Source organism: Amazonocrinis nigriterrae CENA67 (assembly GCF_016056305.1).
GTDB lineage: Bacteria > Cyanobacteriota > Cyanobacteriia > Cyanobacteriales > Nostocaceae > Amazonocrinis > Amazonocrinis nigriterrae.
Genome location: NZ_JAECZC010000002.1, coordinates 159,484 through 183,198 on the forward strand (window position 1 = coordinate 159,484; position 23,715 = coordinate 183,198).

The following is a 23,715-nucleotide window of genomic DNA, read 5'->3' on the forward strand; positions in this document are numbered from 1 at the left end:
TCTTGCAAGAGTTTTAGTCCTAATCAAAAATCTCAATTCATCTCATCAATCAGCAACGTCTAAAATATAACACTAAGCAGGAACACGAGAATTAGCGTGTTCCTATTTTATTGTCAAACCAATTCGCTTTTTCCCATTCGCAATTGACAATTTCCTTCCCCACGCCTCTTGGCGGGTGCTTGAAGATTTATACGTGTTTTTATTTTTCTCATCTTATTTGTTTCAGCACAAGTTTAGTTGAAACATGAGTTTAATTCTTCAAGTAGAGGATGGAAATAATGAAAAATGCTTATACTACAATTACCAAGCAATGAATTGATAGGCTCCTAGTCTTAGACCGGCTAGGAGCTTTTTTTTATCAATTAGGTTTAATGTGAATTAACTATTGAAACTCTTGTAATTTTTTGATAGTTCCTAAAGGATGATTTGGGATTATTTTCAAAACCCTTACTTAACAAGATTTTTTTGAATTCACTTCAGGCGTAATTTATTCGTATCCAGCAGATGTAGATGAAATACAGCATTTTTCATTGGCATGAGGTACAAAAATTACAGGCTTTGAGGCAGGAGGCAGGAGGTTTAGCAGTCCCCGTCTTGGTGTTAGCGTAGCGGTAGCGACGTAGGAGCGTCGGCAGTGCGGTCTTGGGGCCTCACGCCACGTGCTTTGGGTGTCGGCATAGCCGGACGGCAGTTGCTCATAGGGAGCCACTGCCGTTCCCCGTTCAACGAAGTCGTTCCCTCTCCCTTGGGAGAGGGTTCCCACTTTCTTATGGTAGGGGTTCTCGAAGAGTACCCGTAAGGACTTGTTGCCAGATGGGGAACTACACCAAGCCGAAGGGCAGGCAGGAGTTAGAAGCTTTCCATCTGATGAATGAATTTTGCGTTGTGTACTTCATTTACTTGCAAACTGTTGTAATGTAGCAGTTATTAAAGTATTCCTTCAGGATACAATAATTATTTCTGTTGATAGATTAAAATCCAAAAGTTGAATTGTTACTGTATAAATGTTCACAAGAATCTATTACCAAAATTAACTCAAAATGAACATTCTTGCTTGGATTGTTTTAGGTCTAATTGCTGGTGCTATTGCCAAGGCTATTTACCCTGGTCATCAAGGTGGTGGCGTTCTAGGAACAATCATTCTAGGAATTATCGGTGCTTTCATTGGTGGTAGTTTGGGAGTTTTCTTCAGTACAGGAAATTTGACACTAGCAGCTCCTACTCTAAGTATTCCTGGTATCTTAGTAGCCGTTATTGGTGCGCTTGTCGCAGTTTTCTTGTGGAACTTGTTAACTCGTCGTAGTGCTGTCTAATAAATTTAAAACTGACCAATTAATGCTAAATTTCGGGGTATTAATTTTAAACTTTTCCATCCCTGAATTCAATTTTAATAATAGCGCTTGTCTCTAGTTGTACAAGCGCTATTATTTTTTAAATTCAGTCAATAGCCTCTCACAGTGTATGCATCTTCAAATATTCACACAATCTAAAAATGCAATTAGACCTTTGATATATACTAGCAAATAACATCGTTATTTCCTCAGTTTGAATGCAGTTATTACCTGAGAAAGACTAACTTGAAGTGACGAAATTGCTATGATGAACTCGTAACAAAAAATTACTGGCTGGGTGTTATTCCGCTGTGACCCATTGTCGTGTGTCGAAGGAGAGCGACGGCAGATACACGAACAGTAAACATATTGACCAGAAATGTTGTGGAGTTTTTGTCGCTTCCTCCACATTAGTTACTGCAGAGGTTAAGGTGAAAGTCTTAATACAGAGCGGTCCCATGGCAGTAAAGTTCTGGTTGATAGTTACAGTAATTTACTGTAATATTCAAACTACTTTAGTTCACTAGTTGAACTAAAGTAGTTTGGCTATTCAAAATTGCGAATCTTCTTATCAATGGCACTAGTTATGATATCGCGTCTACCCCAACAGATAAATTTTGTAAACTAAATTATATTAGTTTATACTCGACCTACTCTTGGCATTCTTATTGTTATTTTACGCCCTTATCCTGCATACAGTACGAATTACGAATTACCCCTAGTAGAGCGTCACCCCTTGATTATAGGCATTTACAAAACTAGCGTAGTCGTACTCAACTTGAGCTGCATAGTCTAACGCAAAGTTAACAATCTCATCTTTGAATTCACTCTTATTACCGCTGACAATATCAGTTACTTCTTTGTCAACGCTGTCAGGAATAATTGCAGCATCGTAGTCTTTATCGGAGATTGCATGGTTCTTAGCAACAACCTTACCTGCATACCCCATCGCATCCATGAACTTTGATTTGGTGGTGAGCAAGGTATAGTCAAAGTCTACCTGATAAGGGGATTTTTCATGCACCATAAATGGGATGCCATTGACCGTAGTGTAGCCAACCAAGGGATCAGTATTAGAGAGCATTGCTTTAGTGGCAACTGTTACCCTCTCTCCTTCATGGTTTCCATAGACTGAAGTTGGTAGCAAACCTGGAACTGCGATCGCAACTGCGCTACTGCCTTCTTGTTTCATCTCTAAAATTCTATCATCGCTGGTTGCTGAACTTGGGCCTTCAATCAGCAAGTAATAGCGATACTTACCAAGACTACCAGTACCAGAACCTAATTTGAGACGGATATCTTTCAAGGTATAGTAACTATTGCTATAGCGTTTACTACTGGGAATTGAGGCGATGTAGCTGCTCATAGCATTACTAATGTCTGAATATGTGCTACTAGATACAGGCTCAAGTACAGAAGTTGTCTGGAAAACTCGATTACCATTGTTATCTAAGATAGTGTTCTTATCTAGCAAGTCAGAACGGCTGTTATTTGATGCTTTTTGAATCAAATCCTTGACCACACCGTTTGTATTGCCAGATTCGAGACGGTAAGATAGTTCATCGTTAGTTCCCTTAAAATCACTCATCTTGTTGAGGTAAGTATCCAAGAAATTGCGAACAATATCTTGAGCATCACTAGAACTCAAACCATTCTCTTTAGCCGCTAACAGAATAGAAACTGCCATACGTCGCAAGTCCCAAACGTAGGGCCCAAGATAGCCTTCATCAAAGTCAGTGGTATCAAAAACGTTGTTGTCATTGCTATCTCTCATACCTCCAAGATTTTGCATGTGCATATCCCCCTCTAACCAGATGGCTGATGTGGCAGAATTGACAAATGCTGATCCTGGTAAAGTTTGCATATCACGATAAAATATGTGAGCCGTCCCCCGATAAAAGGCAAAAGGACTAACTGTCATTTTTCGCATTTTCGTCGCCAGTTCTTGAGGTAACTGTGATGCAAATGGATGGTTGTATTGGTAAATTTCATTCACCACCCAACTTGAACGGGAAGTTGCAGCTTGAGTTGTAGATGTAAACCCCAAAGTGAACATAAAGACAGCTGCGATCGCAGATATGTATTTCAGCATGAAAATTTATTAAGGGGTAAAAAAATTAGCTATTGCCGAACTCTTGTTTAGGACAATTATCCAACAACAACTCTTTTAACACCTTGAGCGATAGTTTAGAAAGTCATCTAAAGCACAATGCAACAACTATTTATAGCCAGCAATCTTTTGGCTGACCACTAACACTAAAAAGCGCCCCCCCGAATGGGAGAGCGCTTTTTGCTTTACTTGACGTGGCTAGAAGAATTAACCGTTGATAGCAGGAGCGCTGATAGCAACAGGAGCAACATCACCAGCAGCCAAGTCCAGAGGGAAGTTGTGAGCATTGCGCTCGTGCATTACTTCCATACCCAAGTTAGCGCGGTTGATGATATCAGCCCAGGTGTTGATGACGCGACCTTGAGAATCAATCACAGACTGGTTGAAGTTGAAACCGTTCAAGTTGAACGCCATTGTGCTGACACCCAACGCGGTGAACCAGATTCCGATTACAGGCCAAGCTGCTAGGAAGAAGTGCAAGCTACGGCTGTTGTTGAAGGAAGCGTATTGGAAGATTAGACGACCGAAGTAACCGTGAGCAGCTACGATGTTGTAGGTTTCTTCTTCTTGACCGAATTTGTATCCGTAGTTTTGGGATTCGTTTTCGGTGGTTTCACGAACTAAGGAAGAAGTTACTAGAGAACCGTGCATTGCAGAGAATAAGCTTCCACCGAATACACCAGCCACACCTAACATGTGGAAGGGGTGCATGAGGATGTTGTGTTCTGCTTGGAAGACGATCATGAAGTTGAAGGTTCCAGAGATACCCAAGGGCATACCATCAGAGAAGGAGCCTTGTCCAATTGGGTAAATCAAGAATACTGCGGTTGCTGCTGCTACGGGTGCGGAGAATGCTAGGCAAATCCAAGGACGCATTCCTAAGCGGTAGGACAATTCCCATTCACGACCCAGGTAGCAGAATACGCCGGTCAAGAAGTGGAAGATTACCAGTTGGTAAGGGCCACCGTTGTACAGCCATTCATCCAAAGAAGCTGCTTCCCAAATCGGGTAGAAGTGTAAACCAATTGCGTTAGAACTTGGTACTACTGCTCCGGAGATGATGTTGTTTCCATACAGTAGGGAACCTGCTACTGGTTCGCGGATACCGTCGATGTCTACGGGGGGTGCGGCGATGAAGGCGATGATGAAGCAGGTGGTTGCAGCTAGCAGGGTGGGGATCATTAGTACGCCGAACCAACCGATGTATAGGCGGTTGTTGGTGCTGGTGATCCAGTTGCAGAACTGCTCCCATACGTTGGCGCTAGAGCGCTGCTGTAAGGTTGCTGTCATGGTTTTATAAGTGCGTTTGTGTTGTATGTATCAGGCGCTTTTGTTTTTGCCTGTGATAGTAATTTACACTGCTTTACAAAAGTTAATCAAGTGTTGTAAGTTTTGTTATGGTAATTGCTGTTATTAGCTTTGCTTATTAAAAATCAGACTGAGGCAAAATTACAGTAGCGGCAATTCATGTAGACGCAAAGCGGCTTCCCGCAGGGTATTACCGCTACGTGAAACCAGGGGTTTCGGCTATTGGATATTGTGGAAATTGGAAATTGGCAAGAATTATCTCCTGGCGGGGATATGTGCGCTCTGTTAACGGCTGATTCACGTTAGATTAAGTTTTGACTGCTAGGCGATTGAAGCAATACATACGGATATGGTACAGACCAAAATTTACGGATTGAGAGAGCATCTTAACCCGATTAGGCCGAAACTCTCCGATGTCATTCATTCTTGTGTAGTAGATGCACTTCAGTATCCACCTGAGAAACGCGCACACCGATTCTTTCTCCTCGAAAGAGATGATTTTTTCTATCCAGAAGGGCGCACCGAGCGTTACACCATTATTGAATTTAGTATGATCGAGGGACGCAGTATTGAGGCGAAAAAGCAGTTGATTCGTTTACTGTTTGAGCGGTTACAGCCACTGGGAATTTCACCACAAGATTTAGAAATGACGATTTTTGAAACTCCGAAGCACAATTGGGGTTTTCGAGGGCTGCCTGGAGATGAGCATCAACTCAATTATAAAATCGAGGTGTAATCTATTTGCGTTGCGATCGCGGGACTTGTGATAAATGCGGCCTTATTCCCTTGTCTGTTCTTTCCCTGACCCCCTGTTCAAAACAGCATCTCTTCCTTGACTGCTAATTACTCAAGAAGATTGTGGTGGCTCAAAACCTGACCAAACTCCTATATCTTCTAGCATATTGTAAATAATTCGTTGGTAAGGTTTTGATTCTCTACTCGGAAAAACCTTCCAAGAATCCAAGCCCCAAGAAGTTTGTAATGAACCCGCAGAGAATACTTTAGCTCCACTAGGGGCAGTAAAGTAAACCCCCTGTGCTGTCTGTACTGCACTCAAAGCTAAATCTCCAATAAAAGACTGTGAAACGTTAGACGAGTCAGGTATTGGATCTGTTATTGTTGACTCAAAGATAATTGAATCTACAAAGCTGGGTGTGCCTGTTTTTGTCTGTGGCTGTGCGCTGGGATCTGGATCAATATGATCCCATTCATAACCAACTAATAAAGGAATCTGATCCCCTGGTTTTAAGCCTGTTCCTCTCAATACCGGATCATCTTTTTTAATTTGTAGCGAATAGCCACCGTAAAGAGCATTAGTATCACCTATGTACCCAACACCTAATAATCCTAGCTCCGCTGTGATTGTACATCCATCAATTGTTTTACCAAATACTTCTGGATCACGGAATCTATAGGTAGGTGGCACATTTAATGTATCTAGTTGATAATTGCTGACTACGCCGCCAGCTAAATATTCATTGCGTTTGTGGATAACAGCAGTTCTATAATCACTACTCCATTTGATATTCCAATAGCAAGTGTTTGCAGATAGTGAAACAACACTCACACCTGATTCTATTGCTTCTTTAATGGCTTTATACTCTTTAAAACTCCAGTACTCATCATGGCCACTAATCATAAAGGCAGAATAATTTTTCACATATCCTGAGCCATTTTTATCTATATCCTGTCCAGAGCAGTAAGAAACACGATAGGCATTTTTCTCTAACCATCTAATTGTTTGGTATTCCCACCTGAGTGGGTTACTATTAGGCGTACCAGAATTGTATGTGTTTCCTTCCCAAGGGCGGTCTAGAGAAATTTGAAGCGATCGCTCTCCACCTGAGTAGGCAGAATATCGATTATAAGAATTATAGCCAAAACTATTATATGCATAATGGGTGCTAAATGCAAATTTATAAAGAATATCAGACTCTAAGTTATCATCACGCAGCACAAAGAAGGATAAACATTGCTTACCAGTACTTTTGTCTGTGAGTTTGACCAAGTAACAACCAGTGACCCAAGTTGCATCTGTTTGTAATGTGTAGGTTGTCAACCAGTTAAATCTAACTAATTTAGTTGCAGGGTTAACTATTTCTGTACTTTGGGGAATTGCAGGAATATCATCAACTAAATAAAGTAGTCTAGCTCCTACCCCATTGTAGTAACCTAATCTAAATACCTCAATTTTGATATTTCCTGCAACTGCTAAACTTGCTTTGACATCAATAAATTCTCCTTTATTGATTGATTCAGAAGAAAGAAAAGCAGCTATCTCTAAATTTTGAGCATAATTAATATTGTCCCATCCCTGTGTACCTTGTTTTAAGTTTTCTAAGAAGATTGGGTGAGTTGTTACGTGTTCTCTGACGCGAATAGTTTGAGTTTCAGCACTCGCATCAAAGACTATATCTTGATAGTAGTAACTGTTTTGAAAACTAAAACTAGGAAAAGCCGGGTATTGTGTGGCTCGATCATTGTAACCAGGGGCGTAGTATGCAAAAACACTGTTCACCGACTCGCTTGCACCTAATACAGTAATTGCATCTTTGGTGTAAGGATTGTTGAAGAAAAAACCTGTTCTTGGGAGTCTTTTTAAAATCTCTGTAGAGACAAGATAAATTTTGTTTGGCTCAATTGTGATAGGTGTACTGAGAGTTACTTCATTCCAAGAGTCTCCCACAATGTTTGTAAATTCTGCTTCAGCTAATAATTGCTGAGTTTCTACATCCCATAATCGTGCTTTGTGGCTTTGGTTTATATCATCAGTAGCAGGAATCCAAGCTCTAATAGCCTTGATAACACCCTGAACAGAAGTTTTAAATTTGAAACCAGCATCATAAGGTAAATCTTCCCCTGCAATGCTTCCATCAATTCTAGGGTCTTTATTATCAAATAAACGAAGATTTTTAGTAGCAATACCTAAGATATAATCAATAAAAGCGGGTTCTGATGGCATAAATCAATTACCATTGTAGATTACAATCAAATCTACATTTTGGATTTGTGATTTTCCGGATTTCTTTTGGTTCAACCACCTTTAAACGTGAAGATATAGCTACTTACCAATTGTTGAAGTAATTCCCCGTTTTATTGAACAGCCGAACTTTAGGTATAAGTCCAACACTCAGAGAATTTAGACAATGGGTGAAAGAGCAAAGTTGAATTTTGAAAAGTATAAATATAATCTTATTGAATTAAATACACGAGTAGGGGTGTACAGCTGTACGCCCCTACAATCTTCTATCTCTAAATCAATTAATTCTCCAAAATCATAGCTTGCTGCCCTTGAGGCGAAGTTGCATAACCTAAGAACGCTTGAACACTAGGATTTGCAGGGTTTTTATAGACATAATAAAGTTGTCGTTGGTAGGGATAACCACTGGCGTCTGGATTTAACCCATCAATGGCAACAACTCGCACTGTTTGCTGATTGGCAACCTGTGCAAAGGTAGCATAGCCTATACCATCAGTTCCTAAAGCTTGGAGTAGGGGAGTTGTGGCATCCCGTGATAGTGTTGTAAAGTTTGATGCTGTGCCAAAATTAGTCCCTTTCAGCACGATTTCTTGGAATGCTTGATGGGTACCACTGACAGCTGGTCGATTAATGACTCGGATAGTTCCACTGTTACCACCGACTGCTGACCAGTTGTTAATTTTACCTTGAAAAATATCTGCTACTTGAGCGCTAGTTAATCCTTGATTGAAAGGATTTGCTTTACCAACCACAATAGCGATCGCATCCGTAGTTAAAGCAACTGCTACTAATCCCTGACTTTGTTCTTGTGCAGTTAAAGGTCGAGATACTGCTGCAATATCCACTCTACCAGCAATCAGATCCGCAATCCCATTTTGAGAACCGTTAGCAGTAGCCACAACATTAGTACCAGGAAACTGCTTCTCAAAACCTCTTTTGAGATTTTGGTTAATTGTCACCATGCTAGTAGAACCGTCTATCTTTACGGTAGTACCGCTAGGCACTGAATTTGGAAGTGGGAAAGCCGGATTTACAGAGGTTGTATTAGTAGAAGTAGTTGTGACTGTAGATGCTGGTTGGCGCTTAAAAAAGAACCAATAACCACCACCAAACACAATTAGAAATAAAATAATAAAAACAATTGGAGGTGGGCTGTTTTTTGTTTTCATATCTGTTTATTTATTCTGTTAATTATTTGTTAGTTTAATCCAACATTTGCAAACGGCGAGAAATTTCATCATCTATAGTTAAGAGTTCTATGTCAGCTTGGATTTTCTCAACTGGATTTTCAGACATTTCTGCTAAAGCGTTGCTTTGTGAATTCCGCCGTTCAACTGCATTTTTAGCCTTTTCAAAGTCACTTTTAGCTGAACCAATATCAAATTCATTATTGACTTTAGCAATCATCACTAATGCTTCATTCACTTCTGACATATCTTTCATATTCTGCATGTCAGCTTTGTAGGTTTCTAGTTTCATCCGTTCCCGGTTAAGCTTGTCTTTGGAAGCATTAACAGCTGTTTCAGCTTGCTTGACCATCTCCTCCAGTTTCGGCAAAATCTGCTCTGTCTGAATTACTTTAGTCATCGCCATCCGTGCTGCTTCTTGATTACCACTGCGCTGGGCAATACTGGCTTGCTGTTCTAAAGTTTGTAATTCTTTGACTTTTGTTTGATATTTACTTTTGGCTGTTTGATAAGAAGCCTCTTGCATAGCTACAGCTTGAGCCAGTTTTTGCACCGATTCCTGCATTGATTGCAACGATTCTTCAGCTACAGCCACAGCCACTTTGCCACCAGATTCCACAGGCATTCCCCATAGCCAATTCCAAGTGCCAACTATAGTTCGTCCTGCTCTTTCACCCATTAACCAGTACACAAATTTTTTCATACAGCACACCTGGGCAATTCAAAATTCAAAATTCAAAATTGAGAAAACCAGTGATAATAAGGTTTTGCTCAGATACAGCTTTTTTATGTTTACTGCTCTTATTAGAATTACATCCAGTTTTTCTATGTTTATGAAATGAGTGAGGGATTTCCAAAAAATAAACTTTCCTCAATAGTGGGATGGGTGTCCCCACCATTGGTGTCAAGTGAAAGCAGATGCTCAGATGTCAAGCGACCTTGGGGTGTTGCGTCGATGTCGTTGACGCACTGCCTTAACTAGTCCCATAGAACGCTGATGTTCAACGTTATTTGAACTCACACCTTGAATACTGGTGTTGTCAAGGCGATCGCTCGATTTAAAATGTAGACTGAGCAGCGATCGCTTTCTCATGGCGTGAGTATAATTAGCAAAATATCCTCAACTGACTCAGCCTATAGTAGGCTAACTCTCAATCTTGCTATTTCGTTGAGATACAGTACGCAAAAAAACACTGTTGAAAGGTAAATTTCAGAATTTTTGTGTCAACTGATTCTGATAAATTAGTAAACTAAATATCTATTAATACTTTTAACTGGTCGCGGCGAGGATTCCCCCACTATACCGAAGGGACTCTGGCTCTAGGTACACCGCTTTGGGACTGGGCACTAGGTACTGGGGACTGGGAAAACATTCTAAAATTTGGGAAGGTTCAAAGCAAATCCTATAATTTTTACTAACCCAATCCCTAATCCTTAATCCCCAGTCCCTTTTACAGTTTCCTAATCCGGCGCGGGTGTTGATAAAAGCAAGCACATTGATTAAATAAAAGTTATGGCGCTCATAGTTCAGAAATTCGGTGGTACATCTGTCGGTTCAGTCGAACGCATTCAAGCTGTCGCACAGCGTGTTTATAAAACTGTTCAAGCTGGAAACTCACTTGTTGTAGTGGTTTCAGCAATGGGCAAAACCACCGATGGACTCGTCAAACTCGCTACGGAAATTTCTCCAAATCCTAACCGCCGAGAAATGGATATGCTGCTTTCCACTGGTGAACAAGTCACCATTGCTTTACTCAGCATGGCATTACAAGAACTCGGACAACCAGCAATTTCTATGACTGGCGCTCAAGTTGGAATTGTTACCGAAGCAGAACACACCCGCGCTCGAATTTTAGATATTAAAACCAATCGCCTCAGTCGCCATATCAAGGATGGTAAAGTAGTTGTAGTTGCGGGTTTTCAAGGCATCTCCAGCGTTGGAGAAATGGAAATTACTACTTTGGGTCGTGGTGGTTCCGATACCTCAGCAGTAGCTTTGGCAGCAGCTTTAAAAGCAAATTTTTGTGAAATTTATACAGATGTGCCAGGGATTTTAACTACAGACCCCCGTCTAGTTCCTGAAGCCCAGTTAATGGATGCAATTACCTGCGATGAAATGCTGGAACTAGCAAGCTTGGGGGCGAAAGTACTGCATCCCCGTGCTGTGGAAATTGCTCGTAACTATGGTGTACCCCTAGTAGTCAGGTCTAGCTGGACAGATGACCCAGGTACCTGGGTGACATCAGCCAAAGTCCAAGAGCGATCGCTGATTAATTTAGAAATTGCCCGTCCAGTAGACCATGTAGAATTTGACACAGACCAAGCGAAGGTCGCTTTATTACGTGTACCAGATAAACCAGGTGTTGCAGCCAAGTTATTTGGCGAAATTTCCCGGCAAAATGTAGACGTAGATTTAATTATTCAGTCAATTCATGAAGGTAATAGTAATGACATTGCCTTTACCGTGACAACACCAATATTAAAGCGAGCAGAAGCAGTGGCAGCAGCGATCGCCCCAGCACTGAGAAGTCAATCCAACCCCAAATCTGAAGAAGCGGAGGTGATGGTAGAACGAAATATTGCCAAAGTCAGCATTGTTGGTGCAGGCATGATTGGGCGTCCTGGCGTTGCAGCCAAGATGTTTGCCACCCTAGCAGAAGCAAAAGTGAACATCGAGATGATTTCCACCAGCGAAGTCAAAGTCAGTTGCGTAGTAGATGCAGTAGACTGCGATCGCGCTGTGGCAGCACTTCGCACTGCCTTTGAGATTGAAGCAGGGGAGCAGGGGAGCAGGGGCACAGGGGAGCAGAGGAGCAGGGGAGCAGGGGAAGCAGGGGGAGAAAAATTAATTCTTTTATCCCCCTCATCCCCCTCATCCCCCTCATCTCCCTCATCTCCCCTAGTCCGCGGCGTTGCCCTAGATATGAACCAAGCACGTCTTGCTATCCGCCAAGTACCAGATCGGCCGGGGATGGCGGCGCAGCTGTTTGGACTATTGGCACAACACAACATCAGCGTTGATATGATTATCCAATCTCAGCGCTGTCGGGTAATTGATAATGTTCCCAGACGGGATATTGCCTTTACCGTTAGCCGAATCGATGGGGAAAATACACAAAAAATCCTCACCCAAGTGGCAGCAGAGTTAGGATGGGGTGAAGTTGTATTAGACTGTGCGATCGCTAAAGTAAGTATTGTTGGTGCAGGTATGGTAGGACAACCAGGTGTTGCCGCAAAAATGTTTGAAGCGCTAGCTCAACACCAAATCAATATCCAAATGATTGCTACCTCAGAAATTAAAATCAGCTGTGTTGTTGGACAAGAGCAAGGTGTTAAGGCTTTGCAAGTCATTCATACTGCCTTTGGGCTTGCTGGTAGCGAGAAATTTGTAGTTCCAGCGTAGTTTCTAGCAAAGTGCTGAGTGCTGAGTGCTGTAAACGCTTGGTGCGGCTACTCTTCTCCTTCAAAGACGCTCTTGCTAGCTTGCTTAAGCGTAGAGGTACGAGAACGCCTAACGGCGAACCCGCTATCGTGGAGCCAGTGCGCTATCGCGCTCTGCCGACTTGTACCGCTAAAGCGGAACCCGCAGGGTAGCACAAGCGCGTTGCTGAGTAGAAAGCAAGTTATTTCAAGGCTAGTAGCAATCAGCACTGTCCTCAACTATGCTTCGACTGCTATAACTTTCAAAAAACAAAAGTGCGTAAGTCCTATTAGTTAAGACTTACGCAAACCTACACCCTACTTTAGGCAATTCATAAATTGCCCCTACATGAAAATCAGGGTTTCGCTTATTTCTTACGCAAGTACTATGAGCGAATTTGAAATTGATTTTTCTCCCCATCTCCCCATCTCCCCATCTCCTCATCTTCCCATCTCCAATCCCCCCATCTCCCTATCTGTTATTTTGATGCCAGTCTTCAATCATCGCTACTATTTCTGAAATCCGACGCTCACCACACCAAACTAAATCCAGTTTTGTGAGATGGTCTGGATTGATTAGATTTTTTCCTTCAGCAAAGCTATGGGATTTGTGTTCTGCCAGTGATGCTATTAAATCCTGGTAGATGATACTTTCATCGAACTTAGGATCTGTCTGTTCATCATTCATAATTGCCATTGCTCGTTCTTGTGGCAAACCTTGGAGAACATTAAAAATAAATCGTGTAGGAAAGTCTACATCTTGAAGTGCAGGATGACGCTTTACCAAACCAGCCAGCAGTACTCCCAGATAAGCGGCTGCTTGAGAATTACTCAGTAACTGTACTTTTTGGGATGCAATCTTGGTTAAATTGGTGAAAAATGCACATCCTAACTGTTTTTCGATGGCGATAATTGGATCTTTTACCGGAAGAGATTGTAACTGTGCTTCCAACAATTTCTGATTTTTCAGCGGCAGTTGGTTAAGTAAAGTTTCCTTGGCGCGATCACTGATAATCATGTTGCCATCTATGCCAAAGCTGAAATCTTTACCTGGTTCTAAACCAGAATTTACTAGAATGCGAAAGACATTATTTTGTGATTGCTCCTGTATTTCTTGATACTTTAATTCCCCAAAAAAAGTTTCAAAAAACCAACGGTAGCTATCAGAATCGCATTCAGACATAACCTCTTTAACTATCACATCTGTTAACTTTTCTCCCCCCAGAATTTTTTGCCAGTGTATAATTAGAGTATTAATAGCAACTCGATCACGCCGACGGAGTGCCAGGAGCAATTGACGCTTCGCCGTATTCGCATCGTCTCTATCTCGTCTGAATAAGTTGATTTTCAATCTACTATTTTGGGTTTGAAGTTTTTAGTAAATGAGATTACAATTCTTTTACCGCATCTGTTACTTAAGTATCATGAGTAGGATTACTGAAATAACGTCAAGTAACTACATATTATCAATACAGTTGCCCAAAATTTAACAATTCTACGATGCTAATTTGCAAACGAAACAAAAAGTTTATAAAAAATAGTTGAGTAAAACAACCAAATCCAGAATAATTTGCTGATTTGGAAGCAAACAAAGAACTCTAAATCCAAAAATTCAATTGTACTATTTATCTGTACTATTTCCTGGCTGAGGAAATTCCACTACAAACAGCCTTTAGCAAATATCAGGGAATAAGCCTGAGATGAGTTTTCTGTCTGGTATCAAAAATTCCGAAAGTCAATTGACAAAATAATTTTTGTCAATTGACTGCTATTTTTAGCATGATTACTAACATTATTGAAAACAGTGCTGTTAATTATACATCTATGTCATGTTTTTTAAACGCGTAAATCCTACAGTATTGATTACCTTTTTAATAATGATTTGTAAAAGTTAGGAAAAGTAGGAAAAGTAGGAAAAGTAAAAATCAATTATTCAAGGTATAATTAATTAATTTTTTTAAGTGTTTTTACATAAAAATATTGCTTACTCAACCTATAAAATGTATATTTAATGTGTGCATAATTGCAATAAATAAATCTTAGTAATCAGCATGAACAGATCAACTCTATTTCTAACTTAAAAAATCAACTATACCTAATGCATAATTTGCTTGTTTTTGCAACAGTTTAACTTTCCATTGAAGTATGAATGGCAAATGAGTAGCGCGATCGCACAACTTACTCTTCAAATTAGCCAAAAATAGAGTCAGTTTGACTACAAGTAATTAGGTAGTATCTATAGCTGAAACAGTTGAACATATTGAAAACACTTATTCAGCAATGATTCTATGAGGAACAGTGTCTAGCGCCCGCCTGTCCTATCCTGGAGATAAGTAATACTGTTGTGGGTGAGACTGTGTTTTTCAGCGTTGTGATACCGACTTATAATCGCCAGCCAATTTTAGAGAAGTGCCTCCGAGCCTTGGAAGTGCAGGAATTAAGTGCATCTAGTGTAATTACTGGTTATGAGATTGTCTTGGTAGACGATGGTTCTACTGATGGCACATTGGAGTGGTTAGCAGCACACAAAGATGAGTTTCCGCATGTGCTAGCTTTTCAGCAAGATCATGCTGGCCCATCTGCGGCGCGTAATTTGGGTGTCAACCAGGCAATAGGAGACATCATTATTTTTATTGATAGCGATTTAGTAGTGCTGAAAAATTTCTTGCAAGCTCATGCAGATGCGCTCTTGCAAGGAAAAGAGCAATTGGGTAGCGATCGCTTTTTTACCTATGGTGCAGTTATTAATACTTGTAATTTCGATAATCCCACAGAAGAACCCTATAAGCTGACAGATTTTTCCGCAGCTTTTTTCGCCACAGGAAATGTAGCAATACCCAAACATTGGTTAGAAAAAGCTGGACTGTTTGACACTAGCTTTCAACTCTACGGCTGGGAAGATTTAGAATTAGGCGTCAGGCTCAAAAAGCTAGGTTTAAAACTGATTAAATGCCCAGCCGCAGTAGGATATCACTGGCATCCAGCATTTAGATTAGAGCAAATCCCCAGCTTGATAGAAAAAGAAATTCAACGCGGACGCATGGGAGTTTTGTTTTATCAAAAGCATCCTAGATGGGAAGTGCGGATGATGATTCAAATGACTTGGCTACATCGCTTACTTTGGGGAATTCTCTCACTCAATGGCACACTTAACGAAAAGACAATGGCGCCATTGTTGCAATGGCTAATTAATTCAGGTAGACCACAGTTAGCTTTAGAAATTGCCAGAATTTTCCTCAATTGGTACAACGTCAAAGGTGTATATGAGGCCTACGCTCAATTACAAGGGGAATAGGGAATGGGGAATAGGGAATGGGGAACTCGGGGCCCCCTCTGGGGATAAGGGGCAATGGGGAATGGGGAATGGGGAATTTTCTCACCACTCACTACTCCCTAGTCACTACTCCCCATTACCAAGGATGAATGTGCTATCCTAGAAAAGTTGACTAAATTCCGCACATCCAGGAATTCGGGTGTTTCCTGCTTTGGGAAATACACCTGGGTGGAGGTTTAACCCGAATAGGAGTTAAAAAATATATGCCAGTCGTTTCATTGGCTCAAATGATGGAGTCAGGGGTTCATTTTGGGCATCAAACCCGCCGTTGGAACCCAAAAATGTCTCCTTACATTTACACTGCTCGCAATGGTGTACATATCATCGACTTGGTGCAGACTGCCCAATTGATGGAAGATGCTTATACCTACATGAGAACCCAAGCGGAGCAAGGGAAGAAATTCCTCTTCGTCGGTACAAAGCGCCAAGCAGCCGGGATTATCGCTCAAGAAGCAGCTCGTTGTGGTTCTCACTACATCAACCAGCGTTGGTTGGGTGGAATGCTCACCAACTGGGCTACTATCAAAACCAGAGCAGACCGCCTCAAAGATTTAGAACGCCGTGAAGAAAGTGGCGCTCTCGATTTATTGCCGAAAAAAGAAGCTTCCATGCTGCGTCGGGAAATGGCGAAGCTTCAGAAATACCTTGGTGGCATTAAAACAATGCGGAAAGTACCCGATGTCGTAGTGATTGTAGACCAACGGCGGGAGTACAACGCAGTTCAAGAATGTCAAAAACTGGGAATTCCCATTGTGTCCATGCTGGATACAAACTGTGACCCAGATGTAGTAGATATTCCCATACCAGCCAATGACGACGCCATTAGGTCGATCAAGCTGATAGTAGGCAAGTTGGCGGACGCTATTTACGAAGGTCGCCACGGTCAACTGGATGTGGAAGAAGATTACGAAGATTACGAGGGTGCTGAGGAAGATTACGACTACGATGAAAGCGATTATAGCGACTCGCTGATTCCCGACGACGAAGACGAAGAATAAGGTTGATGAAGTAAGCTGTTACACGTCAAGATTGCATAATTTTGATGGCTGACAACTGATGACAGATGACAGTTATCAGTCATCTGTCATCGACCTTTAGGAGTAATTATGCAACCGAGATGTGCTTGAGCTTTTGAAGACTGAAGGCTGAAATTTCATCCTTCTTACTTCATACTTCACATATCATCCTTCTGAGTAAGATAGAAATACTCAACACCCGTGAGTAATTACAACTCGAGGTCAAGTTAGGAATTAAGGCAACATGGCGGAAATATCTGCAAAACTCGTCCAAGACCTACGCCAAAAAACTGGTGCGGGCATACTGGACTGCAAAAAAGCGCTGAAAGAAACTGATGGCGACATCGAACAAGCCATAGACTGGCTACGCAAAAAGAACTTGGTTTCAGCGGGTAAAAAAAGCGATCGCATTGCGGCAGAAGGTCTAGTAGACACCTACATTCAGCCCGATGGTAGAGTAGGTGTACTCATAGAAGTTAACTGCCAAACCGATTTTGTTGCCCGTAACGAAGCATTTAAAGCTTTAGTTAAGAATCTCGCTAAACAAGCGGCGACTGCTGATAGTGTTGAGTCTTTGTTAGCTCAACCCTACATTGAAGATGAAAGCTTGACCGTAGAAGAGTTCATCAAACAAAGCATCGTCAATTTGGGTGAAAATATCCAGCTACGTCGCTTTGTGAATTTTGCCCTAGCAGAAGGCACACCAGGTGTAGTAGACAGCTACATTCACACTGGCGGTCGAGTTGGTGTGTTAGTCGAGGCAAACTCTCAAACCGAGTCTGCGGCTGCTAATGAAGAGTTTCAAAACTTGGCTCGAAATGCCGCCATGCAAGTTGCAGCTTGTCCCAATGTCGAATATGTCAGCGTAGACCAAATCCCTGACGAAGTTGTCCAAAAAGAAAAAGACATTGAAATGGGCCGGGATGATTTGGGGAACAAGCCACAGAACATCAAAGAAAAGATAGTTCAAGGGCGAATTGAAAAACGTTTGAAAGAATTGACCTTGCTGGATCAGCCTTACATTCGCGATCAAAGCATTTCCGTAGAAGACTTGGTAAAACAAGTCAAGGGTAAAGTCGGTGAAGACATCCAAGTGCGGCGCTTTATTCGCTATGTGCTGGGTGAAGGCATTGAAAAGCAAGAAAGTAACTTTGCTGACGAAGTTGCCGCACAAATGGGTAGCAAATAAATTTAGTCATGAGTCATTAGTCAATGGTCAATAGCAAACAACAACTGACTACTAACTACTGACAAAAGACTGATGACAAAAGACTGAAGCCCCTTTTAAAAACAGGTCAGTATAGTTTAAACTGACCTGTATTTTATTTATTTTCAGGAGATGCTTGGTGATGAATGGTCTTGAGTTATTAATATAAAGTTTAAAATCTCAAATTCTGACGATGATTATTTTAGAATAAATACGTACATTTGTACCATAACTAGGTTCAGGTGGTCAATCAAGAAAAGATATGGCAAGAGCAATTGAGCAAATTGAGCGGGATATTGCAGCACTGCAAGAAGCGATAGGCGCGATCGCCACAGAACTCCATAGCGCTTATGCTAGTTATCTAACTCATGCCGGGCAAGCTTTACAAAAGCAGTTGATTCTGGCCACTTACCACCTATGTACTCAAGGGTATCCTGAAAACTTTTTGAGTTTGTCATTGAATCAACGGCAACAATTGCAACAAACTATCCGCAAATTGGGTCAACAGGCAGCTGAGCAATTGCTCACTTATATTAAAACTGAGCAAGTAAAGGAAGCAGAGGAAGTAAAAGAGGTAGAGAAAGTAGAGCAAGTAGAAGAGCAACTTCCTGAGCAGCAAATAAGCAGCTTGGAAGAAGAGAGTTTAGAATCAAATTTACCCAATCTCCCCAAACCTACAGAAAGCCGCACTCCAGGAATTTACACCATACCTCTACCCTACCTGACTTCTCCTGACCCATCTAACCCCATAGAATTGGCAAAATGGCAACAAAGCCTGGAATATCTCACACAACAGACGCTAAAAAAAGTCTCCCATGAGGCTAATGTTGTATTACAAAAAGCTGGTATTTTACCGAAAAAATTACCAGAACCAATTTTAGAAGCTGCTGCGGCTGCATCAGAAGCATCTGCCGAGGTGATGCCAGGGCCACCTAACCTTTTAAACTTGGTAATTGAAATTGAAAACGAGCAGGATGCAGAAAACAGTGGACTGACACAGATTATGACTATTAATCTGCGACTGGGAGAAATAGAATTTGCCGATGCGGCACTTTCATCTGGTCGCAAGCAAATTCGTAGTATCTTAGCTAAACTAAACAAGCTAGGACGAGAGTATCAAAAAAAGCAACGGGAACGCGCAGTTGCGGAAGCGGAAGCTGTATGGCGTGCTAGTTGGTATGAATAAAGTTATGAGTTATGAATTATGAGTTATTAATTCAAAACTTATAACTCCTAACTCCTGACTCCTAACTTTTAACTCTACTGACCAATGACTAATGACACACCAGATTGGATACGATTGCACAAAGCCTTGGCAATAGAGGCGGAAAATGGCTTTACAGATTTGGTTGGTAAACAATACCGCTTCAGTGAATTTCTGAGCCTGACTTTTGGCAAGTTCCCCACAGTTTTGCCCTCTATTGAACGCCGCCACTGGCAAGAATTAGCAGTTAAATTTGCTAGTTATCCCAATCTGGGGATGGAAGACAGACAACATTTAGTAGCAGAAACTCGCAGGTATCTGTTCCAATTGCAAAAAGAGCAGGAGGAGCCAAAGGATCAGGGGAGCAGAGGTGCAGGGGTGCAGGGGAGCAGAGGTGCAGAGGTGCAGGGGAGAGCTTATCAATCCAAAGTTTACCAAAATCCTAAGTCTTCAATTGTGGCTGAAGTTAGTCGCAGACTGGCTCCGAAAACAGACCAAAAACTCAGCGAGTTACCTGAAATAGGTATGAGAAAAGCTGACAAATTGGCGGCTTTGGGTCTGTATACTGTGCGTGACCTGCTTTTTTACTATCCTCGTGACCATATTGACTATGCGCGTCAGGTGAATATCCGCGAGTTACAAGCGGGTGAGACTGTGACAATTGTGGCGACGGTGAAGCGTTGCAATTGCTTTACTAGCCCCAAGAATAAGAAATTATCGATTTTAGAACTAATAGTAAAAGATAATACAGGTCAAATTAAAATTAATCGCTTTTCTGCTGGGACACGTTTTACCAGTCGTGCTTGGCAAGAAAGTTTAAAACGTCGCTACCCAGTGGGTAGTGTTGTGGCTGCGTGCGGATTGGTGAAAGGTAGTAAATATGGCTTGACGCTGGATAACCCAGAATTGGAAGTTTTGGCAAATCCAGGAGATACCATTGAGTCGCTAACTATCGGGCGGGTAGTGCCAATTTATGCCCTGACTGAGGGAGTAATGGCAAGTATGGTACGACAAGCCGTAATTGCCGCTTTGCCATCTGCGGCTCATCTGAAAGACCCTTTGCCCCTTGGTTTGCGAGAGAAGTATGGTTTGATGGAATTGAAGGATGCGATCGCTAACATCCACTTTCCCACCGACAGCGCCACTTTACAAGTTGCCCGTCGCCGCCTGGTATTTGATGAATTTTTCTACCTGCAACTCGGTTTACTGCAACGTCAGCAGCAAGCAAGGGCTATCCAAACCAGTGCCATTCTTGCCCCCAAAGGTCAGTTAATTGAAAAATTCTACGACTTGCTGCCTTTTCAACTCACTGGGGCGCAGCAACGAGTCCTCAACGACATCCTCAACGACTTGCAAAAACCTGCACCGATGAATCGTCTGGTGCAGGGCGATGTTGGTTCTGGTAAAACTGTGGTTGCTGTCATTGCTATCCTCGCAGCAATTCAATCTGGCTACCAAGCTGCACTGATGGCTCCCACGGAAGTCTTGGCAGAACAGCATTACCGCAAGTTAGTTGGCTGGTTTAATCTGCTGTATTTACCAGTGGAATTATTGACGGGTTCTACAAAAGTTGCTAAAAGGCGACAAATCCATTCTCAGCTAGAAACTGGTGAATTACCTTTGTTGGTGGGAACTCACGCCTTGATTCAAGACCCTGTAAACTTCCGAAAATTGGGGTTGGCGGTGATTGATGAACAGCATCGTTTTGGGGTGAAACAGCGGGCGCTGTTACAACAAAAAGGTGAACAACCCCATGTATTAACTATGACAGCTACACCGATTCCTCGGACATTAGCACTAACGATACATGGGGATTTGGATGTCAGCCAAATAGATGAGTTACCACCAGGACGGCAAAAGATTCAAACCACTGTGTTGACAGGACAGCAACGCACCCATGCTTACGATTTGATGCGCCGGGAAATTGTCCAAGGAAGACAAGTTTATGTGGTGTTGCCGTTGGTGGAAGAATCAGAGAAACTGGATTTGCGATCGGCTGTGGAGGAGCATCAAAAGTTACAGGAAAGTGTTTTTCCCGACTTTCAAGTGGGGCTGTTGCATGGTCGCATGAGTTCGGCTGAGAAAGACGAAGCAATTACCAAATTTAGAGATAATGAAACGAAAATTCTAGTTTCTACCACTGTTGTGGAAGTTGGAGTTGATGTGCCCAATGCAACGGTAATGCTCATTGAAAATGCAGAGAGATTCGGCTTATCGCAGCTGCATCAATTGCGGGGGCGTGTTGGTCGTGGTGCGGCTCAGTCTTATTGTTTATTAATGAGCAGTTCCAGAAGTCCTGATGCTCAACAACGGCTAAAGGTGTTGGAACAGTCCCAAGATGGCTTTTTTATCTCGGAAATGGATATGCGGTTTCGCGGCCCTGGAGAAGTGCTAGGGACTCGTCAATCAGGAGTGCCAGATTTTACCTTGGCAAGTTTGGTGGAAGATGAAGAAGTTTTGCTGTTGGCGCGGCAAGCAGCAGAGAAAGTGATAGAAATGGATGCAACCCTAGAGCGTTGGTTTTTGATGAAAGCAGAATTGAAGTATCGGTATGAGCGGTTAATGGGTGGGGCGATTTTGACTTGATAGACCGTTGAGCGATCGCACTACCCTTTCCTCTTCAAACCAGGTATACCGATTAGCCTGTAAATATTTTATCTCTGTAAAGTTTGCCAGGAAATCCTGAGATAAGCTTGACATAGCTGGCAACAGTAGTAAAATTTACACTAACTTCAAATACAATCAAGATTATCAATAGTGTGCTTGTGAATGACACCACAAATTATGCATACTATTAGTCAGCATCTATAATTAGATGACGACATTCCGAGTCAGCTTTCTGACTTGGAAATGGCTTGATTGCTTACTAATACTAAGTTGTTGCGTTGAGATTTTATGGACAAAAGTCCACAAGATGGCAGTATTATCCTCCTCTAAGCTGGCGAGGCAGTCTCCCAGCGCGGGGGAGACTTTAGGAGGTATCATGCTTACACAGGATATTCGCAACTCGCTCATTGAAGCTACCGATCTAAATCGGCTCAAATGGGATTTAAACCATTTACAACCTGTAGATGTAGGAGAATACATTACACAATTGCCTGAACAACAGCGGGCGATCGCATTTCGCCTACTCAACAAAGGTCAGGCAATTGATGTCTTTGAATATCTACCAACAGATGTACAGGAAGAACTGATCAATTCTCTGCATGATGTGCAAGTAGTACAACTTGTAGAGGCAATGAGTCCTGACGAACGGGCAGAATTATTTGATGAGTTACCCGCAGGAGTCGTCAAACGACTTTTACAACAACTGAGTTCAGAACAAAGGCAAGCAACAGCCACTATTCTCGGCTATCCAGAAGGTACCGCTGGGCGGGTAATGACAACAGAATATGTACGGTTACGCGAAGGCTTAACTGTAGGAGAAGCACTCAGTAAAATCCGCCGTCAGGACGAAGATAAGGAGAGTATATACTATGCCTACGTGACAGATGACAATCGTACACTGGTAAGAGTTGTTTCACTGCGTCAGTTGCTTTTTACCTTTCCCGATGTCTTAATCAGAGATATTGCTAGCGATCGCGTGATCAAAGTGCGAACCGAAACTTCTCAAGAAGAAGTCGCCCAAATCATGCAGCGCTATGACTTAATCGCTATACCTGTGGTTGACCGCGAAGACCGATTGGTCGGCATTATCACTATTGATGATGTCATGGATATTTTGCAAGAAGAAGCCACAGAAGACATTCAAAAATTAGCCGGTGTCAGTGGTGATGAAGATGCTTTGTCGCCTCCCCAAGTTACCATTCGCAAGCGCTTACCCTGGTTGTTAGCAATCATGGGTTTGTATATTGGTGCAGCCAGTGCGATCGCCCCTTTCCAATCGGTAATAGCCGCTGTGCCCGTTCTGGCAGTCATTATGCCAATTTTTTCTAACACTGGTGGTACAGTGGGAATTCAAGCCTTGACGGTGACAATCCGAGGCTTGGGTGTAGGTGAAGTGACACCCAAAGATACAATGAAAATTCTCCGCAAAGAACTGTGTGCAGGCTTGGGTACAGCCTTAGCTTTAGCAGTGACAATGATTGCACTTTCCTTGATTTGGGCGCGTCCTCAAGAGCGATGGGTAGCTTTAGTTGCAGGAATGGTAATGGCAACTAACACGATTGTAGCTGTAACTCTTGGTACTTTGCTGCCAATGGGTTTAAAGCGGCTGAAGCTAGATCCGGCTTTAGTTAGCGGCCCCCTAGTAACAACCATGCTAGATACAATTGGGTTCTTAACGTTCCTTAGCCTAATTTCTGTAGCTTTGAAAATTTTGCATTTACCCAGTTAATAGGCGGAAGGGGCAAGAAATCTATAATTTGGTAGGCAAGAATAGGGTTTTTAAGCCTCTCCCCAAAACGGGGAGAACAATAAAAGCGAATTCATCAGAATCTATCGAACTCACGTGAGATTAAATCTGAGTACAGACGATTCGCCGAATCGTCTCTACAATTACGAATTACGAATTACGAATTACGAATTACGAATTACGAATTACGAATTACGAATTACGAATTACGAATTACATTAAAAAGCTGTAGAGAAGTGTTAGCCCTGGGAAACTTACTCATAC

General features: G+C 42.1%; 17 protein-coding genes. 9 read left to right on the forward strand and 8 right to left on the reverse strand.

The window, feature by feature from the left end; translation table 11 throughout:
- Positions 1 to 1,040 precede the first annotated feature (1,040 nt).
- Positions 1,041 to 1,313, forward strand: coding sequence for a GlsB/YeaQ/YmgE family stress response membrane protein (locus tag I8748_RS02220; RefSeq protein ID WP_198123036.1), 273 nt, complete (start codon positions 1,041 to 1,043; stop codon positions 1,311 to 1,313).
- A 736-nt stretch (positions 1,314 to 2,049) separates the two neighbouring features.
- Here I8748_RS02220 and I8748_RS02225 read toward each other — a convergent pair.
- Together I8748_RS02225 and psbA are read right to left on the reverse strand one after the other, a co-directional pair.
- On the reverse strand, positions 2,050 to 3,423 hold the full coding sequence (locus tag I8748_RS02225) for a DUF2252 domain-containing protein (protein WP_198123037.1): 1,374 nt from the start codon (positions 3,421 to 3,423) through the stop codon (positions 2,050 to 2,052).
- Between the two features lie 225 nt (positions 3,424 to 3,648).
- Entirely contained in the window at positions 3,649 to 4,731 is a 1,083-nt protein-coding gene (gene psbA / locus I8748_RS02230) for a photosystem II q(b) protein (protein ID WP_198123038.1), read from the reverse strand.
- A gap of 367 nt (positions 4,732 to 5,098) precedes the next feature.
- On the opposite strand from psbA, the gene I8748_RS02235 reads away from it, so the two are divergent.
- The gene (locus tag I8748_RS02235) at positions 5,099 to 5,485 is read left to right on the forward strand and encodes a tautomerase family protein (protein ID WP_198123039.1); all 387 of its coding nucleotides are present in this window, start codon (positions 5,099 to 5,101) and stop codon (positions 5,483 to 5,485) included.
- 111 nt (positions 5,486 to 5,596) lie between these two features.
- Here I8748_RS02235 and I8748_RS02240 read toward each other — a convergent pair whose 3' ends face one another.
- The 4 genes from I8748_RS02240 to I8748_RS02255 form a co-directional block, all read right to left on the reverse strand.
- Entirely contained in the window at positions 5,597 to 7,711 is a 2,115-nt protein-coding gene (locus I8748_RS02240; RefSeq protein ID WP_198123040.1) for a DUF4082 domain-containing protein, read from the reverse strand.
- Between the two features lie 299 nt (positions 7,712 to 8,010).
- Positions 8,011 to 8,898, reverse strand: a complete 888-nt coding sequence (locus I8748_RS02245) for a phosphate ABC transporter substrate-binding protein (RefSeq protein WP_198123041.1) — start codon at positions 8,896 to 8,898, stop codon at positions 8,011 to 8,013.
- Between the two features lie 34 nt (positions 8,899 to 8,932).
- A complete protein-coding gene (locus I8748_RS02250) occupies positions 8,933 to 9,619 on the reverse strand; it encodes a PspA/IM30 family protein (RefSeq protein WP_198123042.1) in 687 nt (228 codons plus the stop codon).
- A gap of 219 nt (positions 9,620 to 9,838) precedes the next feature.
- A complete protein-coding gene (locus tag I8748_RS02255; protein ID WP_198123201.1) occupies positions 9,839 to 10,009 on the reverse strand; it encodes a hypothetical protein in 171 nt (56 codons plus the stop codon).
- A gap of 420 nt (positions 10,010 to 10,429) precedes the next feature.
- Between I8748_RS02255 and I8748_RS02260 the strand changes: the two genes are divergently transcribed.
- A complete protein-coding gene (locus tag I8748_RS02260) occupies positions 10,430 to 12,319 on the forward strand; it encodes an aspartate kinase (protein ID WP_198123043.1) in 1,890 nt (629 codons plus the stop codon).
- A 489-nt stretch (positions 12,320 to 12,808) separates the two neighbouring features.
- Here I8748_RS02260 and I8748_RS02265 read toward each other — a convergent pair whose 3' ends face one another.
- Positions 12,809 to 13,687 carry a hypothetical protein gene (locus tag I8748_RS02265; protein WP_198123044.1) on the reverse strand — a complete coding sequence of 293 codons (879 nt, stop codon included), beginning with the start codon at positions 13,685 to 13,687 and terminating at the stop codon, positions 12,809 to 12,811.
- A 978-nt stretch (positions 13,688 to 14,665) separates the two neighbouring features.
- Between I8748_RS02265 and I8748_RS02270 the strand changes: the two genes are divergently transcribed.
- The 5 genes from I8748_RS02270 (at position 14,666) to recG (ending at position 21,683) form a co-directional block, all read left to right on the forward strand.
- On the forward strand, positions 14,666 to 15,631 hold the full coding sequence (locus I8748_RS02270; protein ID WP_198123197.1) for a glycosyltransferase family 2 protein: 966 nt from the start codon (positions 14,666 to 14,668) through the stop codon (positions 15,629 to 15,631).
- A gap of 242 nt (positions 15,632 to 15,873) precedes the next feature.
- A complete protein-coding gene (rpsB, locus tag I8748_RS02275; protein ID WP_198123045.1) occupies positions 15,874 to 16,668 on the forward strand; it encodes a 30S ribosomal protein S2 in 795 nt (264 codons plus the stop codon).
- A gap of 262 nt (positions 16,669 to 16,930) precedes the next feature.
- Positions 16,931 to 17,875 carry a translation elongation factor Ts gene (gene tsf / locus I8748_RS02280; protein WP_198123046.1) on the forward strand — a complete coding sequence of 315 codons (945 nt, stop codon included), beginning with the start codon at positions 16,931 to 16,933 and terminating at the stop codon, positions 17,873 to 17,875.
- A 280-nt stretch (positions 17,876 to 18,155) separates the two neighbouring features.
- Complete coding sequence (locus I8748_RS02285; RefSeq protein WP_198123047.1) at positions 18,156 to 19,079, forward strand: hypothetical protein; 924 nt, start codon at positions 18,156 to 18,158, stop codon at positions 19,077 to 19,079.
- 84 nt (positions 19,080 to 19,163) lie between these two features.
- Positions 19,164 to 21,683 (forward strand): ATP-dependent DNA helicase RecG, encoded by a 2,520-nt coding sequence (gene recG, locus I8748_RS02290; protein WP_198123048.1) that lies wholly within the window; start codon positions 19,164 to 19,166, stop codon positions 21,681 to 21,683.
- Here recG and I8748_RS02295 read toward each other — a convergent pair.
- A complete protein-coding gene (locus tag I8748_RS02295; RefSeq protein ID WP_198123049.1) occupies positions 21,657 to 21,797 on the reverse strand; it encodes a hypothetical protein in 141 nt (46 codons plus the stop codon). The two genes, recG and I8748_RS02295, sit on opposite strands and share 27 nt — an antisense overlap.
- A 283-nt stretch (positions 21,798 to 22,080) precedes the next feature.
- Between I8748_RS02295 and mgtE the strand changes: the two genes are divergently transcribed.
- Positions 22,081 to 23,433 (forward strand): magnesium transporter, encoded by a 1,353-nt coding sequence (gene mgtE / locus I8748_RS02300; protein WP_198123050.1) that lies wholly within the window; start codon positions 22,081 to 22,083, stop codon positions 23,431 to 23,433.
- Positions 23,434 to 23,715: the final 282 nt, after the last annotated feature.